This is a genomic window from Azospirillum sp. Sh1 (assembly GCF_008365135.1).
Taxonomy (GTDB): domain Bacteria; phylum Pseudomonadota; class Alphaproteobacteria; order Azospirillales; family Azospirillaceae; genus Azospirillum; species Azospirillum oryzae.
The window spans coordinates 92,432-108,634 of sequence record NZ_VTTK01000015.1 but is presented as its reverse complement, the minus strand read 5'-3'; the positions used below and the strand labels follow the sequence as shown (position 1 = coordinate 108,634).

Sequence of the window (16,203 nt, the reverse complement as noted above, 5' to 3'; positions counted from 1 at the left end):
TCCCCTTCCCCACCCGTCTTGTTGGCCGCTGACAGTCCCGGATCTCCTGCGGCATACTCTCTTATAAGCGAATCCAAGCTTGATTTCGGAATATGATCTTCGTCGTATGATAAAAGAGCTGGGTATTGGGAAATCTGAGGACAAGCAGAAAACTTAACCTATGATAATGAAAGTATAGGGTCTAAAGGGACATGCTGTGGCTTCGTTCACCTCAAGGCGGTGCGCGCGGCGGATGCGGGGTTTCTATGCTGCTGATTATGCTGAATACCGCTGAAAGCCATCGGCATATGTCAGTGGAACCCGATTGAAGCAGGTCCGTTTCGGAAAGAGCCCGTCGGACTTGTGACCGAGATGAGCAAAGGACGACCGTGACGCCTGCAACCGGACCTGAACCGTGGCCCCCGACCATGGCGGGCACGCTTGATCTCGACGCCTGCGCGCGCGAACCGATTCACATCCCCGGCAGCATCCAGCCGCACGGCCATCTCCTGGCGGTCGAGGCGGACAGCCTTCGTCTCGTCTGCGCCAGCGCGGAAGCAGGAACGGTGTTGAGCCGTCCGCCCGCCGAATCCTTCGGCCTGCCGGTCGACCAGCTGATCGACGCTGGCTCCCTGGTTTCGCTCGTCCGCGGGCTGCGTGCCGCTCCCGCCGAACCGGTGCAGTTGGACATCCTGCACCTGCGCGGCGGCGGCGATTTCCAGGCGATTGCCCACCGCACCGGCGATCTGGTGATCCTGGAACTGGAGGAACTCGCCCCCACCGGCGTCGGCACGCTGGAGGCCCTGTATCCGCAGATGCGCGAAGGCATCCGCCGCATGCAGGCGGCCCACGACTTCGACGCCCTGCTGGCCATCACCGCGGAGGAGGTGAGGTCGCTGACCGGCTTCGACCGCGTGCTGATCTACCGTTTCGATGAACAATGGAACGGCACCGTCATCGCGGAGGACGGCAACGGCAACCTGCCCTCCTACCGCGGCCTGCGCTTTCCGGCATCCGACATTCCGCAGCAGGCCCGGCGGCTCTATGCGCTGAACCGCCTGCGGCTGATCGCCGACGCCCGTTACCAGCCGGTTCCCATTCTGTCCGACAGACGGGATGCGCCGCCGCTGGACCTCAGTTTTTCCGTGCTGCGCAGCGTGTCGCCGGTTCATCTGGAATATATGCGCAACATGGGCACGCCGGCCTCCATGTCGATCTCGGTCATGGACGGCGACCGGCTGTGGGGCTTGATCTCCTGCCACAATGCCGAGCCGCGACAGGTTTCCTTCGCGGTGCGCACCGCCTGCGATCTGCTGGGGCAGGTGCTTTCCAGCCAGATGATCGCGCTGGAACGGGCGCTGGACGCCGACCACCGCATCCGTTCCAAAAGCACCCAGGCACGGCTGCTCGCCCACATGGCGGCGGCGGAGCACTTCATCGACGGTCTGGGCGAGGACCGCGAGGATCTGCTGGGGTTGGTCAATGCCGATGGCGCCGCGATCCTGTTCGACGGCCATTGCCGGCTGATCGGCCGCACCCCGCCACAGGAGGTGGTCGAGGCCATTGGTGCGGAACTGGCCGGCCAGGGCATCAAGGACCTGTTCGCCAGCCATCAGCTTCCGCTGGAGATTCCGGCCGCCGCCGGGATGGAGCGGACCGCCAGCGGCCTGCTGGCGATCTCCATCTCGCAACTGCACCCCAGCTATCTGCTATGGTTCCGGCCGGAGATCGTGCAGACCATCGACTGGGCCGGCGATCCCAGCAAGCCGCTAGACTCCAGCGGCCGGCTTTCCCCGCGCAACTCCTTCGAAGCGTGGAAGGAGACGGTGCGCGGCCAGTCCCTGCCCTGGCGCCATGGCGAGATCGAGGCGGCCGGCGATTTCCGCAACGCCATCGTCAGCATCGTGTTGCGAAAGGCCGAGGAGATGGCCGCCCTGAACGAGGAGCTTCGCCGCAGCAACGGCGAACTGGCCGCCTTCTCCTATTCGGTCTCGCACGACCTGAGGGCACCCTTCCGCCACGTCACCAGCTATGCGGAGCTTCTGCGCTCCCGCGCCGCCGTGAAGCTGAACGAGCGGGAACGCCATTACCTGGACAGCATCATCGAGGCGGCGAGTTCGGCCGGCCGGCTGGTAGACGGGCTTCTGCATTTCTCGCAGCTGGGCCGCACCGCGCTGGCGCGGGTTGAGGTCGATGTCGGCCGGCTGGTGGAGGAAGTGCGCCACCTGCTGGAGCCGGACCTGCAGGGCCGCGACGTGCGCTGGACCGTGCATCCGCTGCCGGGTGTCAACGGCGACCCGACCATGCTGCGGCTGGTGGTGCAGAACCTGCTGTCCAATGCCATCAAATACACGCGCGACCGCGCCACGCCGGAGATCGAGGTGGGCTGCCGCACAACCGCCGACGCGCACGAATTCTACGTGCGCGATAATGGCCGTGGATTCGATATGGCCTATGCCGGTAAGCTGTTCGGCGTTTTCCAGCGCCTGCATCGCGAGGAGGAGTTCGAGGGCATTGGCATCGGCCTCGCCAATGTCCGCCGCATCGTGGAGCGCCACGGCGGGCGGGTCTGGGCGGAAGGCAGGCTGGACCACGGTGCGACCTTCCATTTCTCCCTGCCGCGGTCATCAGCCGCCGAATCGAGGTAGCCCCATGGCCACGCTGAAACCGATCCTGCTGGTCGAGGACAACCCGAAGGACCTGGAACTGACGCTGGAGGCCTTCGCCGAGGCGCAGCTCGCCAACGACATCGTCGTCGCCCGCGACGGGGCGGAGGCTTTGTCCTACCTGTTCCATGAGGATGGGCAGGCGGTGTCGAAGCCGACCGACCCGAAATACCCGGCCGTCATCATCCTGGACATCAAGCTGCCGAAGGTGGACGGGATCGAGGTGCTGCAGCGTATCAAGGCCAACGACAGCACCCGCGCCATTCCCGTCGTCATGCTGACCTCGTCCAAGGAGGAGCAGGACCTCGTCCGCAGCTACCGCCTGGGGGTCAACGCCTTCGTGGTCAAGCCGGTCGGCTTCAAGGAGTTTTTCGACGCGATCCGCGACATAGGAAGTTTCTGGGCGATCCTGAACGAACCGCCGCCCGGCTGTCATCCCCGGAGGCCGCGCGGCAGCTGATGACGCAGGTGATGGAACCTTCCGCCGGCCATTACGCCGGTTCTCCCTTCGCGGATGGCGGACCGGCCGATCCGGGCCGGCCGATCCCGTGCCGTGTCCTGCTGCTGGAGGACAGCGGCATGGACGCCGATCTGGTGTGCGAACATCTGAAGATGATCGACGACCACGCGTTCGACATCCACCGGGTCGAGACGCGGCAGGCCTTCATCGACGCCATCGCCGACGGGGGTCCCTACGACCTGATCCTGTCGGACTTCGACCTGCCGGATTTCGACGGCATGTCGGCGCTGGCGATCGCGCGCGACCGGCTGCCCCGCGTCCCCTTCATCTTCGTGTCCGGCATGCTGGGCGAGGAGAACGCCATCGAGGCGCTGAAGAAGGGCGCCACCGACTATGTGGTGAAGCTGCGCATGGAGCGCCTGCAGGTCGTGGTCCGCCGCGCCCTGGTGGAGGCGCGCGACCGCAACGAGCTGGCCGACAAGCGGGCAGCCCTGGCCGAGAGCGAGGCGCGTCTGCGCTTCGCGCTGGAGGCCGGGCGGCTGGGCTCCTGGGAGCTGACTTTGGCGACCAACCGGCTGCGTGTCTCGTCGATCTGCGCCGCCAATCTGGGGATTTCCGATCCGGCGGATATCGCCACCTATGACCGGCTGCTGGAGCGCGTCCATCCCGACGACCGCGAAACCCAGCAGGCGATGGTCCGGCAGGCGGTGACCAGCGGTTTGCCGCTGGACATGGAATACCGGACGATCTGGCCCGACGGCAGTGTCCATTGGGTCCAGGTGCGCGGGCGCGCCGTCTATGACAAGGACGGCACGCCGACCGGCCTGGCCGGCGTTTCGCTCAACATCACCGACCGCAAGAGGGCCGAGGAACGGCAGCTCCTGCTGCTGGAGGAACTGAACCACCGGGTCAAGAACACGTTGGCGATGGTGCAGTCGATCGCCAAGCAGACCCTGCGCGCGGCCCCGTCGGTGGAGGCCTTCCCCGATGCCTTCCAGTCGCGGCTGCGCGCCCTGGCCCAGGCGCACGACCTGCTGACCCGCCGCCATTGGCAGGGCGCTTCGCTGAGCGAGATCGCCGCCCTCACCCTGGAGCCGCATGTCGATGCCGGCCGCGTCAGGGTCGGCGGCCCGCCGGTCAACCTGACCACCGGCGTGGCGGTGTCGCTGCATCTCGCCTTCCACGAACTCGCCACCAACGCCGCGAAATACGGCGCCCTGTCGGCGGAGAGCGGCCGCATCGATCTGGATTGGGAGATCACGCCGCCGGCCGTGCCGGCTGCACGGGATGGGGTGGCGAGCCATGCCGGCTCCGGGCATTCCTCCCGCACCGCCGCGGGCGCGCTGGTTCTGCGCTGGCGCGAGAGCGGCGGCCCGCCGGTGGTGCCGCCGACCCGTCGCGGTTTCGGCTCGCGCCTGATCGAGCGCGGTCTGGCGCATGAGTTGGAAGGCGATGTTGCCCTTGCCTTCGACCCCTCCGGCGTGCGATGCCGGCTGGTAATCCCATTGTCGTCGCGAGTGAACCCGCAGTGACCGACGCGAACCTGTCGAACCTGACCGTCCTGATCGTCGAGGACGAACCGTTGATCGCCATGAGCCTGGAGGATGCCCTTCTCGACCAGGGTGTCACCTGTATCGGTCCGGCCGGTTCGGTTTCAGCGGCCCTGGAAATGATCGAGGCGGGCGGCTTCGACATCGCGCTGTTGGACGTCAACCTGCGTGGCGAGCGGGTCGACGCAGTGGCCGACCGACTGGCCGCCGCCGGCATCCCCTTCATCTTCACCACCGGCCATGGGGCCGAGGGGCTTCCTGATGCCCACCGTGAGCGCCCGGTGATCGGAAAGCCGTTCCGCGACCTCGACATCACCGACGCCCTGGCCCGCCACCGCCCGCGCTGACGGGCCGGCAGGTCCAATCCGAACACCCAAGCGCCTCTTCAATCGGCTCCTGCGAAGGAGCCGATCGAGTTTGTGCGTCTTATCGCGGTCCGGAAAGCCGCTCTCTCCCACTCCCTCCCTACTCAAACGCGACAACGTGTCGCGGCTGACAATCAGTCGCTTTGACAGTGGTCGCGTAACTTGTATACTAGTATGCACTTGACGGCGCCTGGCGTGCCGTCCTGACAAAAAGACGGCCGCTGAAGCATGCCCGACGCCAGTGGGGTGCGGCGGCGACGGGATGAATTTCTAAGGAGTGTCGGCCATGAACATCAAATCCCGGATCGACCGCATCCCCGGCGGGATGATGATCCTTCCCCTGTTCCTCGGCGCCTGCCTGAACACGCTCGCTCCCAACACGGGCAAATTCTTCGGCTCCTTCACCAACGGCCTGATCACCGGCACGCTGCCGATCCTGTCGGTGTGGTTCTTCTGCATCGGCGCCAGCATCAGCCTGAAGGCAACGCCGCTGGTCCTGCGCAAGAGCGGCGTGCTGGTGTCGGTCAAGATCCTCACCGCCGCCATGGCGGGCGTCATCGCCTCCTGGTTCATCCCGGCGGAGGGCATCACGTCCGGCTTCTTCTCCGGCCTGTCGGTGCTGGCGATCATCGCGGTGATGAACGACACCAACGGCGGCATGTACATGGCGCTGATGCAGCAGTACGGCACCAAGGAGGAGGCGGGCGCCTTCTGCCTGATGTGCCTGGAATCCGGGCCCTTCATGACCATGGTGACGCTGGGCATCGCCGGGCTGGCGGCCTTCCCCTGGCAGACGATGGTCGGCGCCCTGCTGCCCTTCCTGATCGGCTTCGCGCTGGGCAATCTGGACAAGGACCTGCGTGCGTTCTTCACCCAGGGCGTCTCGGTGATGGTGCCGTTCTTCGCCTTCGCGCTGGGCAACAACCTGAACTTCTCGACGATCCTCAACACCGGGCTGCTTGGCATCGTGCTGGGCTTGGGCGTGATCGTCGTCACCGGCTTCATGCTGGTGATGGCCGACATCCTGCTGGCGAAGGGCAACGGCACGGCCGGCATCGGTGCCGCCTCCACCGCCGGTGCGGCTGTGACGGTGCCGCCGATCATCGCGTCGATCGAGCCGACGTTCGCGCCGGTCGCCCCGTCCGCCACGGCGCTGATCGCCACCAGCGTGGTGGTCACGGCCCTGCTGACGCCGCCGCTGACGGCATGGTGGGCGCGCCGTTTCGGCGTGCTGTCGCCCCGCTATCAGGCAGCCGAAGCCGCCAAGCTCTCCCAGCCGGTGGGGGTCGCTCCCGCCGAGTGACCGGGGCCAATACAACACGGCTAAGAAAGGCCGCCGGCGGTTCCCCGCCGGCGGCCTTTCGCGTCACTCCTTCTTGGCCGGTTCGGCGTTGTGGCCGTGGCCGGCGCCGCCCATGGCGCCCATATGCCCTTCGGTCTGAGGCGCGCCCTGTCCGGCCGCCTCGACGGCGATCTCGACATCGACGGTGCCGGCCTTCTCGAAATGCAGGGTCATGGGGATGCGGGCGCCCTTCTCCAGCGGCTTCTTGAGGCCCAGCAGCATGATGTGCAGCCCGCCGGGCGCCAGCTTCACCTGCTCGCCCGGCGCGACGGGAATGGCCGGAACCTCCCGCATCTTCATCACGCCATTCTCGTTCAGATGGGTGTGCAACTCCGCCTTCTCCGCGGCCGGGGTGGAGGCGGAGACCAGACGGTCTTCCGTGCTGCCGGTGTTGGTCAGCGACAGATAGGCACCGCCGTTCGGAGCCGACGGTGCGGTGGCGCGCGCCCAGGGATGGCCGATCTCGATCGGGCCGGCCTTGTAGCTGTGGGCCAGGGCGGGGACGGCACCGAACAGGGCCAGGGCAGCGGCGATGCCGAGAATGCGCTTCATGGACTCTTCTCCTGGAATGCGGATGTGAACAGCAAGGGGGAGCCGCCGCGGCCGGGTATGCCGCGGGGCGTGAATTGGAAGGTTGCGCGTTGGAATGCGTCGATAGACCGCCAAGCGCACCGATCCGGACGGAGAGCGGGCGTGGCGATGCGCGCGGCTGCTATGGCTGAGCAGCCGCGAAAATCAGGCGAGCGACGGGGGAGCGCGGGCCTGGAGGGTCGACAGGAACCAGCCGGCGGCGATCCGTTCCCCCGGCAGCAAGCGGGAATCGCTGGCCATGGCAAGAGCCGGGCCGACGGTCAGTGGCGGCGGCGGCAAGGCCAGCCCGGCCACCAGCGGGCAGAGCGGGCAGTGGCCGGTGCCGGACGGCGCGTGATCCGGTGATTTGTCAGTGTCGCCGTCATCGGACGCGAGCCCGAACTCGCCGATTCCATAAACGGCGGCATCGACCTGGATGGTGGTCAGGCCGCCGGAGGAACAGATCGGCAGCGAGGCGGTCTCTCCGGCACGGGCGGTTCCCGGAATCATCGGCATCCAGCCCCAGGCGATGACCTGCAGCAACAGCGCGGCCATCCCGGCCATCAGGCCAAGTCGCCGCACCCGCCGCACTGTTGATCGTCCGAAAGCCATCCGGCTCCGCCACCCGCTGCAATCGCCGGACGTACCCGGCAGCGAGGCAAGATACCGCAGCATTTGTAAACGGACGAGCGGCAAATGAACCCACAAGCCGCGAAGGGTCAGGCCAGCAGCCGGAAGGCCGGCTCCGGCCGGGACAGCAGGTCGCGGCGCAACGCCTCGATGGTGGCGTCGTCGCGGGCGGCGCGGGGGACGGTCACCGGCACCTCCGCCACCACCCGGCCGGGCGACGGTGCCAGCAGAAGCAGCCGGTCGGCCAGCGCAAGAGCCTCGCGCAGATTGTGGGTGACCAGCAGGACGGTGGCCGGCCGCCGATCCAGCAACTGTGACAGCAGCGTGCGCAAGCGAAGTGCCGTCGGCTCGTCCAGCGAAACGAAGGGTTCGTCCATCAGCAGCAGGTCCGGCTCCACCAGGAAGGCGCGGGCCAGCGCCACACGCCGCGCCATGCCCAGCGACAGCTGAGTCGGAAATCGGTCGGCGAAGGGCGTCAGCTCCAGCGCGTCGAGCATGGCGTCGACCGCCGGGCCGCGGCGCTGCGCACGCGGCAGGACCAGCGCCAGATTCTGCCGCACGGTTCGCCAGGGCAGCAGGCGCGGCTCCTGAAAGACATAGCCGAGCCGGGCCGGCCCGCCGTCCGGCCGCGCCCCGACCTCCACCACGCCGTCGAAGGCACGGTCCAGCCCGGCGACGATGCCGAGCGCGGTCGTCTTGCCGCAGCCGCTGGGGCCGACCAGCGCCACGACCTCCCCCGCCGCGGCGGACAGGGTCAGGCCGCGCACCGCCTCCACCGCGCCGAAGCGCTTGGAGCGGATCTCAAGCTTCAGCGGGCATCCGCCGCCAGCGCTGGCATCTGCGCTCGACCGGCTGCAGGACGCCGTATTCCAGAAGCTGGACCACGGCCACGAACGCGATGGTGTAAGCCAGGATTCCTGCGACATCGAAGGTCTGAAATAGGAGGTTGATCTGGAATCCGACACCGTCGCTGCGGCCCAGCAGTTCGACCACCAGCACGATCTTCCAGATCAGTGCCAGGCCGGACCGCGCAGCCGCGGCGATGGTGGGGGTGAGTTGCGGCAGCAGCACATGGCGAAGCCGGTCCGCGGGCGACAGGCGGTAGACGCGGGCCATGTCGATCAGCCCCTCGTCGATGGCGCGGGCACCGGCCCGCACCAGAACCACCGTGTTGGGAATCTTGTTGACCGCGACGGCACCGATGGCCGCCGCCTCGGTCAATCCGAACCAGACATAGGCCAGCACGATGACCACCAGCGCCGGCAGGTTCAGGAAGAAGACCAGCCAGGGGCCGAACAGCCGATCGATGAAGGGCGACCGCCCCATCGGCAGGCCGAGCCCGACCCCGATCGACATGGCGAGCGCGAAGGCCGCCAGCACACGCAGCAGCGTGACGCCCATGTGATGGAACAGCGCCCCGCTCTCCGCCTCGCGCAGCAGGGCGTCGGCCACCACCACCGGTCCCGGCAGCAGGCGCCCGCCGACCGTCAGCGCCGCCGCCTGCCAGACGGCCAGCAGCAGCAGGATCGACGCCAACGGCATCAGGGCGGGCATCAGGAGGGGCATCAGGGCACGCCGCACCGCTCAGGCCCCGCCGGTCCAGAAAGTGCCGGGGGCGATGGCGGGCGCGTCGCCGACCAGTTCCCGCCCGCCCAGCCGCGCTAGCAGCGCGTAGAGCTTTGCGGCACCCGCCCGCTCCTCCTCCGTCCAGCGGCGCGGAATGCCGTCGCGGTAGCGGTCGCGCAGGGTGCGGAAAGTGGCGTCGTCCTCCGCCTGCATCAGCGGGGCAAGCCGCTCCCAGGCGGCGTCGGACTCCGCCAGCAGGGTCTTCGCCTTGCTGGTCGCCGCCTGGAAGCCGGCGAGGGCCGCCGGGTTGGCGCGCGCCCAATCCTCGCGGAAGACATAGCCGATGGACGGCACCGTCGCCGGCTGACCCAGCGCCTCCAGCATGTCGGTAACGGTCATGGTCACGCGCATGCCCTTCGCCTCCAGCCGGGCGGCGAAGGGCCAGAAGGTCAGCACGGCATCCAGGTCGCCGTCGGCGATCTTGCTGTTCAGCAGGGGCGCTGCGGCGAAGAAGGGCTGCGCGTCGCGGTCGAGCAACAGCCCATACCGGTCGGCGGCCAAGGCCCTCAGCAACAGCCAGCTCTTGTCGAGCGGGCTGCCGGCGACCCCGATGCGCTTGCCCCGCAGGTCGCCGATCCCGCCGATGGCGGAGCCGGCCGGAACCACCAGTGCGCCGAGGGCGGTCGAATAGGGGATGAAGGACAGCGCCTCGCCCTTGCTGCGCATCCGCGACACCCACAGCCAGTCGGAGACGATGATATCGACCCCGCCGGCCTGGAGCGCCACCTGGGTGGCGGGGTTGCCGGCCAGTTCCACCAGTTGCAGCTCGATGCCGGCCTGCCTGTCGAACCCGTTGGCGCGGACGGTGTCGAGTTCCCAGCTGACCGTGCCGAACTTCAGAATCCCGGCACGGACGACCGGCCGGTCGGCGGCTGCGGCGTGCCGGAGCGTCGCCGACGCCAGCAGTGCGCCGGCCGCCAGCAATGTCGTCCGTCTGGTGCAGCCTGCCGCCATGGTCCCCGCCCAATTATTTCTGGCCGATCATTCTTGGACTGCCAGCTTATGGGGACTGTAGATGGTTCGTATATTCAACGATAGGAGGATAAGGGGGGTATCGCCGGTGGAGCCGTGTCGGATTCACAGCCCCAGATAGGCCTGCTTCACCGCCGGGTCGGCCAGCAGCGCCTCCCCCGTACCCGACAGGACCACGCGGCCATTCTCCAGCACGTAGGCCGTCTGGGCGATGCGCAGAGAGGCGGCGACATTCTGTTCGACCAGGATGATCGTCATGCCGTCGGCCGCCAGGGCCCGGATGATGCGGAACAGTTCCTGCACCAGGGCGGGCGACAGGCCGAGCGACGGCTCGTCGAACATGATGAGGTCCGGCTTGCCCATCAGGCAGCGGCCGATCGCCAGCATCTGCTGCTCGCCGCCGGACAGGGTGCCGGCCGCCTGATCCAGCCGTTCGCGCAGGCGCGGGAACAGGTCCAGCACCCGGTCGTAGGTCTGGCGCGCACCGGCGCGGGCGCGCGGGATGACGGCGCCCATCTCCAGATTCTCCCGCACGCTCAGCGTCGGGAAAATCTGGCGCCCCTCCGCCACCTGCCCGATGCCGAGATCGCAGACGACATGGCTGGGCAGGCCGGCGATCTCGCGGTCCTTGAAGCGGATGCTGCCGCGCGCCGGCTTCAGGATGCCGGAGATGGCGCGGATCAGCGATGTCTTGCCGGCCCCGTTGGCGCCGACGATGGCGGTGGTCTGCCCCGCCGCCACCTGCAGCGTGACGCCGTCGAGCGCCTGGGCGTCGCCATAGTACAGGTCGAGATCGGATACGGTCAGCATGGCGGCAGGTCCAAAAGGCGGGGAGCGCCCTCTATAGCGCGATCATTTCAGGAAGAACACCGCACTCATCACCAGACCGACGGCGATGATTCCGGCCCGCAGGATCGATTTGGGGATCTTCCGCCCCAGACGGGCGCCGACATAGCCGCCGGCGACCGCGGCCACCACCATCAGCAGCGCCTTCGGCCATTCCACCGCCCCGCCCGCTGCGTAGGCCACCACGGCGATGGCGGTCAGCACGGCGGAGAACAGGTTCTTCAGCCCGTTCATCGCGTTGAGGTCGGTCATGCCGAACAGGCTCAGCTGCGCCAGCAGGAGAATGCCGAGCCCGCCGTTGAAATAGCCGCCATAGACCGAGACGACGAACAACGTACCCAGCATCGCCCCGTTGCCGTGCAGTCCCAGGCTGCGCAGCCGCTGCGCCAGCATATTGCCGAAAGCGAACAGCCCCGTGGCCAGCAGCAGGAGCCAGGGCACGATGCCGCGGAACACCGAATCCGGAGTGACCAACAGCAGCCCGGCCCCGGCCAACCCGCCGACCAGACTGACCGCCGACAGCAGCGGCAGGCTGAGCGTGCCGACCGGCGTCAGGTCCTGGCGATAGCCATAGACACCGCTGGCATAACCGGGCAGCAGCGCGACCGTGCCGGTGGCGTTGGCGGCGACCGGCGGCACACCGGCGTAGATCAGGGCCGGCAGGGTCAGGAAACTTCCCCCGCCGGCAACGGCATTCATTGCCCCGGCCAGAAAGGCCGCGGCCAATAAAATCAATTCTGTCATGATACTACGAGCGATTCCTCAACTCCCGGCGAATGATCTTGCCGGTGGTGGTCATGGGCAGGCTTTCAAGAAATTCGATCGATCGCGGATATTCATGGGCAGCCAGCCGCGTCTTGACATGCTCCTGGATCGAGGCGACCAGGGCATCGTCCGGCGTCACCCCCTCCTGCAACACGACGAAGGCCTTGACGATCTCCGTGCGCAACGGGTCGGGCACGCCGACCACCGCCGCCATGCGGACGGCGGGATGGCCGATCAGGCAGTCCTCGATCTCGCCGGGGCCGATGCGGTAACCGGCCGAGGTGATGACGTCGTCGTCCCGCCCGACGAAGCGGATATAGCCGTCCTCGTCCAACTCCCCCTGGTCGCCGGTGACCAGCCAGTCGCCCCCAGGCCCAACGAACTTGGCAGCGGTGGCGTCGGGGTTGTTCCAATAGCCGAGGAACATCACCGGGTCCGGCCGATGGACCGCGATCAGGCCGAGTTGCCCCGGCGGTAGCCGGTTGCCCTGCCCGTCGATCACCGCCACGTCATGGCCGGGGACCGGACGTCCCATGATGCCGGGCTTCGGCGTCATCAGCGTCGCGGCCGAGGAGACGATCATGTTGCATTCGGTCTGGCCGTAGAACTCGTTGATCGTCACGCCGAAGGTCTCGCGCCCCCAGTCGAGCAGCCCGGCGCCCAGCGTCTCGCCACCGCTGGCGACGGATCGCATGTCGATGCGATGGCGCGCCCGCGGGTTCTTCACCGCCCGCATCATCTTCAGCGCCGTCGGCGGCAGGAAGGCGTTCCGCACTTGGAATTCGGCCAGCAAAGCGAAGGCGGCCTCGGCGTCGAACTTCTCGAAGCGGTGGGAAACCACCGTGACCCCGTGGTGCCAGGCCGGCAGCAGCACGTCGAGCAAGCCGCCGATCCACGCCCAGTCGGCCGGCGTCCAGATGCGGTCGCCCGGCTGCGGGAACAGGTCGTGCGACATCTCCACGCCCGGCAGATGGCCCAGCAGCACCCGGTGCGCATGCAGCGCCCCCTTCGGCTGGCCGGTTGTGCCAGAGGTGTAGATGATCAGCGCCGGATCGTCCGGCCCGGTGTCGGCCGGGGTGAAGCTGTCGGACGCCGCGTCGCACAGCCCATGCCAGTCCAGGCAGCCGGGGCCGGACCCGTCGACGCGGAAGACGGCGCGCAGTTCCGGCAGCCGGTCGCGGATCTGGGCGATCTTGGCGGCCCCGGCGGCGTCGGTGACCACGGCACGGGCGCCGCAGTTGGCCAGCCGGTATTCCAGCGCCTCCACCCCGAACAGCGAGAACAGAGGCACCGCGATGCCGCCCAGCTTGTAGACCGCGACATGGCTGATCGCGGTTTCCGGTGCCTGGGGCAACAGGATGCCGACCCGGTCGCCGCGGGCCACGCCTTGCGCCGCCAGCGCATTGGCGAAGCGGTTGGACAAGGCGCGGATGTCGGCGAAGCGGTACTCCTCGATCCCGCCGTCGCGCCGCTTGTGGATCAGGGCGATGCGGCCGGGATCCGCTTCCGCCCAGCGGTCGCAGACGTCGGCACCGATGTTGTAGCGGTCGGGCACGCGCCAGGCAAAGGCGCGGGACACCCCTTCATAGCTGTCCGCGTTGGGCAGCATGTTCGTTCCCTCCCAAGGGTTTGTCGTCGATTCCTTTGTGGAACCTTTGGCCCGATCATAGGGGCAAGCGAGGCACCGCGTCACGCACCGGGAATAAGATGCGGGTCAGCCATGTTGATGGCGTCAGGAACGAACTGTTTCGTGCCGCCCCCAACAGGACCCAACAGGACGAGAGCCACCATGAAAGCCAGCCCCTTCCTCGCCGCCGCGCTGTCCGCCAGCCTGCTTGCGGCCCCGCTTGCCGGCTGCGCCCAGCCCGGCTACGGCGATTCCTATGGCGGCGTCAGCGCCAACAAGCAGACGGCCGGCACCGTGCTGGGCGGCGTGGTCGGTGGTTTGGCCGGTTCGCGCTTCGGCGGCGGCAGCGGCAAGCTGGTAGCGGTTGGCGTCGGCACGCTGCTGGGTGCGGCACTGGGCAATGCGGCCGGCGCCTCGCTCGACCGTGCCGACCAGAATTATGCCCAGCAGGCGGCGGTCAATGCCTACAGCGCGCCGACCGGCAGCACCGTGCGCTGGAACAATCCGGACACCGGCAATTACGGCAGCTACACGCCCGTGCGCGAGGGCACCGGGCCGCAGGGCCAGCTGTGCCGCGAATACCAGACCACCATCGTGGTCCAGGGCCGCACCCAGCAGGGCTTCGGCACCGCCTGCCAGCAGCCGGACGGCACGTGGCGCGTGGTCAGCTGACGGGAGAGGACTTCAGGCCAGCGCCGCCCGCCGCCGGGCGGCGCTGCCGGACTTGGGTGCCGGGCCGGTGAGGGCGCTGGCGATGCGTACCGCCCCGTCGCCGTCCAGCGGCAACGCCGTGGCGGCATCCTGCATCCGCTGCCGTTGCCCGGCGTCGGCCCATAGGGCGAGCGCCCGCCCGGCGATGACCGCCGCCGCCTTGGCGGGATCGCAGCCGCGGGCGTCCACGGCCGCGCACCAGCCGAGTTCGGCGGCGTCGCCGCTGGCCATCGCCTGATTGTCGGCGGTGACCACCAGCAGGGTCGGCACCGCCAGCGCGGCAAGTTCCCCCATGGTGCCGCCGCCGGCCGACACTGCCAGACCGCAGTCGGCCATCAGCGCGCCCATGCGCGGGCAATCGATCTCCACGGAAACGCCATCGGCGGCGAGCGCCGCCACCGCGGCCGCAACCTCGTTTGCTCGCGGGTTGCTGCCGCCGACAACGGCGACGATCCGGCAGCCGTCCGGCCGCTCCTTCGCCAGCGCCTGCAGAACCGGTCCGGTGAGGCCGAGCGGGTCGGAGCCGCCGAAGGTCACCAGCAGCACCGGCCGGTCGGCGATGGTCCGCCGCGGTTCCTGAGCCGCCAGCCGCACCTCCCGCCGCAAGGGGGCGTAGCCGGGGCCGAGCAGCAGGACGGCGCCGGGCGCCATCGCGTCATAGGGAAGGGACGCCGCCTGCGGTGCGGCGTTGACGACGAGGTCGGCGTGCAGCGGCGTGCCGTCGCCAAGGTCGTCCCAGGCCAGCACCCGCGCGCCGGCCGCCTGCAGCCCGACGCGGTAGGCTTCGCCGAAGCGGTAGCCGTCGAGCATCACCGCCATGCCGTGTTCCCGCCGCAAGAGCGAGCGGGTGGCGGCCAGATCCGCCGCCTGCCCCACCGGTCCGGCGATGGAGACATGACGGAAGCCGTCCGCCGACAGCCGGCGGTCGATGGCGGGGGTGGATTCGACGGCGGCGAACAGCGCCTCGTGCCCCTGGTCGCGCAAGGCTTCCGCGACGGCGAGGCAGCGCATGACATGGCCGGTGCCGATGGTCGGCGACGCGTCGGCGCGGATGAGGATGACGGCCATGGCACTGGTCCGGAGAAATCGGCGTGGCGACCCGGCCCCGGCGCAAGCACCCATTGCGCACGATGTCGAGTCGGTGCGCATCTTGGCCCGGCACTTTGCGCGAGTCCAGTGGCAGACGGTCGCGTGGGCGGAGGTAAATTGCGGCCGCCGGGGCTCCCGACCAGCCTCCCCGTCAGGACTCGCGGCCGGCGATGACGCTGGCGGCGGTGGCGAGGCTTTCCGGCGTGCCGATATCGAGGAAGCGGGCCTTGGCGACATGGGCGTTCAGTGTGCCAGACGGCAGCTTTTCCAGCACGTCGCGTTCCAGCGATACCGCACCCGCCGCAATGAAACGGTCGAGGAAGGCGGCCGAGAACAGGTAGACGCCGGCGTTGATGGTGCCGGCCCCCGGCGCCTTGTCCAGGAAGCGGCGGACGCGGCTGTCCGGTCCGATCTCCACCCGCACGAACCGGGAGGCGTCCTCCACCGTCACGCACAGGACCGACGCTTCCGCCCCCGATAACCGGTGCGAGGCGATGAAGGCGCGCAGGTCGGCGTCGAGGAAGGTGTCGCCGTTCACCACCAAAATTGTGCTGCTGCGCAGTTCCTTGCGGACATAGCCGAGCGCGCCCGCGGTGCCGAGCGGGCGCGGTTCGATCTGGCAGACCACGTCGATGGTGCCCGCGGAATCGCCGCGGGCGAGCCATGCGGTCACCCGGTCGGCCAGATGGCCCAGGCACAAAACCACCCGGCGCGATCCGTAGGTCGACAGGTAATCCAGGAGGTGGCCGAGGAAGGCGCGGCCCGCGATCGGGGCCAGGACCTTCGGCGTGTCACCCAGAACGCCCCGGATGCGTGTGCCCAGCCCGCCGGCAAGCACCGCGACGTCTATGTTGGCAAGAGCGTCCTCAGACCGCACCGACCGTCCTTTCCCTTGAACTCCGCCTCGAAACCCCGTCCTGAACCCATCTGTCGCCGTCCGGCAGGAAGCAGCTTACGACGGCGCGGGCGCCGGGTCATCCACCCTGCGCGGCGCGCGGCGCCCAG

At 68.6% G+C, this 16,203-nt stretch carries 16 protein-coding genes; 6 read left to right on the top strand and 10 right to left on the bottom strand.

The genetic code is table 11. The features are described 5' to 3' along the window. Positions 1-407: 407 nt before the first annotated feature. The 5 genes from FZ029_RS16990 (at position 408) to kdgT (ending at position 6,323) form a co-directional block, all read left to right on the top strand. Positions 408-2,627: an ATP-binding protein gene (locus FZ029_RS16990; RefSeq protein ID WP_149270330.1), complete on the top strand. Its 2,220-nt coding sequence runs from the start codon at positions 408-410 to the stop codon at positions 2,625-2,627. A 4-nt stretch (positions 2,628-2,631) separates the two neighbouring features. Further along, the gene (locus FZ029_RS16985) at positions 2,632-3,105 is read left to right on the top strand and encodes a response regulator (protein WP_109156130.1); all 474 of its coding nucleotides are present in this window, start codon (positions 2,632-2,634) and stop codon (positions 3,103-3,105) included. Continuing rightward, complete coding sequence (locus FZ029_RS16980; protein WP_149270328.1) at positions 3,105-4,637, top strand: HWE histidine kinase domain-containing protein; 1,533 nt, start codon at positions 3,105-3,107, stop codon at positions 4,635-4,637. Before FZ029_RS16985 ends, FZ029_RS16980 begins: the two co-directional genes overlap by 1 nt. Next, positions 4,634-5,002: a response regulator gene (locus FZ029_RS16975; RefSeq protein ID WP_149270326.1), complete on the top strand. Its 369-nt coding sequence runs from the start codon at positions 4,634-4,636 to the stop codon at positions 5,000-5,002. Before FZ029_RS16980 ends, FZ029_RS16975 begins: the two co-directional genes overlap by 4 nt. 304 nt (positions 5,003-5,306) lie before the next feature. Next, on the top strand, positions 5,307-6,323 hold the full coding sequence (kdgT, locus tag FZ029_RS16970) for a 2-keto-3-deoxygluconate transporter (RefSeq protein WP_149270324.1): 1,017 nt from the start codon (positions 5,307-5,309) through the stop codon (positions 6,321-6,323). Between the two features lie 63 nt (positions 6,324-6,386). On the opposite strand, the gene FZ029_RS16965 is transcribed toward kdgT, so the two are convergent. From FZ029_RS16965 to FZ029_RS16930, 8 genes are all read right to left on the bottom strand, one after another. After that, entirely contained in the window at positions 6,387-6,914 is a 528-nt protein-coding gene (locus FZ029_RS16965; RefSeq protein ID WP_149270322.1) for a copper chaperone PCu(A)C, read from the bottom strand. 183 nt (positions 6,915-7,097) lie between these two features. Then, positions 7,098-7,496, bottom strand: a complete 399-nt coding sequence (locus tag FZ029_RS16960) for a DUF2946 family protein (protein WP_247892339.1) — start codon at positions 7,494-7,496, stop codon at positions 7,098-7,100. Positions 7,497-7,651: 155 nt separating this feature from the next. Further along, positions 7,652-8,329, bottom strand: coding sequence for an ABC transporter ATP-binding protein (locus FZ029_RS16955; protein WP_247892338.1), 678 nt, complete (start codon positions 8,327-8,329; stop codon positions 7,652-7,654). A gap of 34 nt (positions 8,330-8,363) precedes the next feature. Then, the gene (locus FZ029_RS16950; protein ID WP_247892337.1) at positions 8,364-9,128 is read right to left on the bottom strand and encodes an ABC transporter permease; all 765 of its coding nucleotides are present in this window, start codon (positions 9,126-9,128) and stop codon (positions 8,364-8,366) included. Between the two features lie 18 nt (positions 9,129-9,146). Further along, positions 9,147-10,142 carry an ABC transporter substrate-binding protein gene (locus FZ029_RS16945; protein ID WP_149270319.1) on the bottom strand — a complete coding sequence of 332 codons (996 nt, stop codon included), beginning with the start codon at positions 10,140-10,142 and terminating at the stop codon, positions 9,147-9,149. A 123-nt stretch (positions 10,143-10,265) separates the two neighbouring features. After that, positions 10,266-10,970, bottom strand: a complete 705-nt coding sequence (locus FZ029_RS16940; RefSeq protein WP_149270316.1) for an ABC transporter ATP-binding protein — start codon at positions 10,968-10,970, stop codon at positions 10,266-10,268. 42 nt (positions 10,971-11,012) lie between these two features. Further along, positions 11,013-11,750 carry a sulfite exporter TauE/SafE family protein gene (locus FZ029_RS16935; RefSeq protein ID WP_149270314.1) on the bottom strand — a complete coding sequence of 246 codons (738 nt, stop codon included), beginning with the start codon at positions 11,748-11,750 and terminating at the stop codon, positions 11,013-11,015. A gap of 4 nt (positions 11,751-11,754) precedes the next feature. Next, complete coding sequence (locus tag FZ029_RS16930) at positions 11,755-13,380, bottom strand: acyl-CoA synthetase (RefSeq protein WP_149270312.1); 1,626 nt, start codon at positions 13,378-13,380, stop codon at positions 11,755-11,757. 180 nt (positions 13,381-13,560) lie between these two features. Here FZ029_RS16930 and FZ029_RS16925 point away from each other — a divergent pair, with 180 nt between their 5' ends. Further along, on the top strand, positions 13,561-14,070 hold the full coding sequence (locus tag FZ029_RS16925; RefSeq protein WP_109154987.1) for an RT0821/Lpp0805 family surface protein: 510 nt from the start codon (positions 13,561-13,563) through the stop codon (positions 14,068-14,070). A 12-nt stretch (positions 14,071-14,082) separates the two neighbouring features. On the opposite strand, the gene pseG is transcribed toward FZ029_RS16925, so the two are convergent. Continuing rightward, positions 14,083-15,177, bottom strand: coding sequence for a UDP-2,4-diacetamido-2,4,6-trideoxy-beta-L-altropyranose hydrolase (pseG, locus tag FZ029_RS16920; protein ID WP_149270311.1), 1,095 nt, complete (start codon positions 15,175-15,177; stop codon positions 14,083-14,085). Positions 15,178-15,349: 172 nt separating this feature from the next. Beyond that, positions 15,350-16,075: a nucleotidyltransferase family protein gene (locus FZ029_RS16915; RefSeq protein WP_149270309.1), complete on the bottom strand. Its 726-nt coding sequence runs from the start codon at positions 16,073-16,075 to the stop codon at positions 15,350-15,352. Positions 16,076-16,203 lie beyond the last annotated feature (128 nt).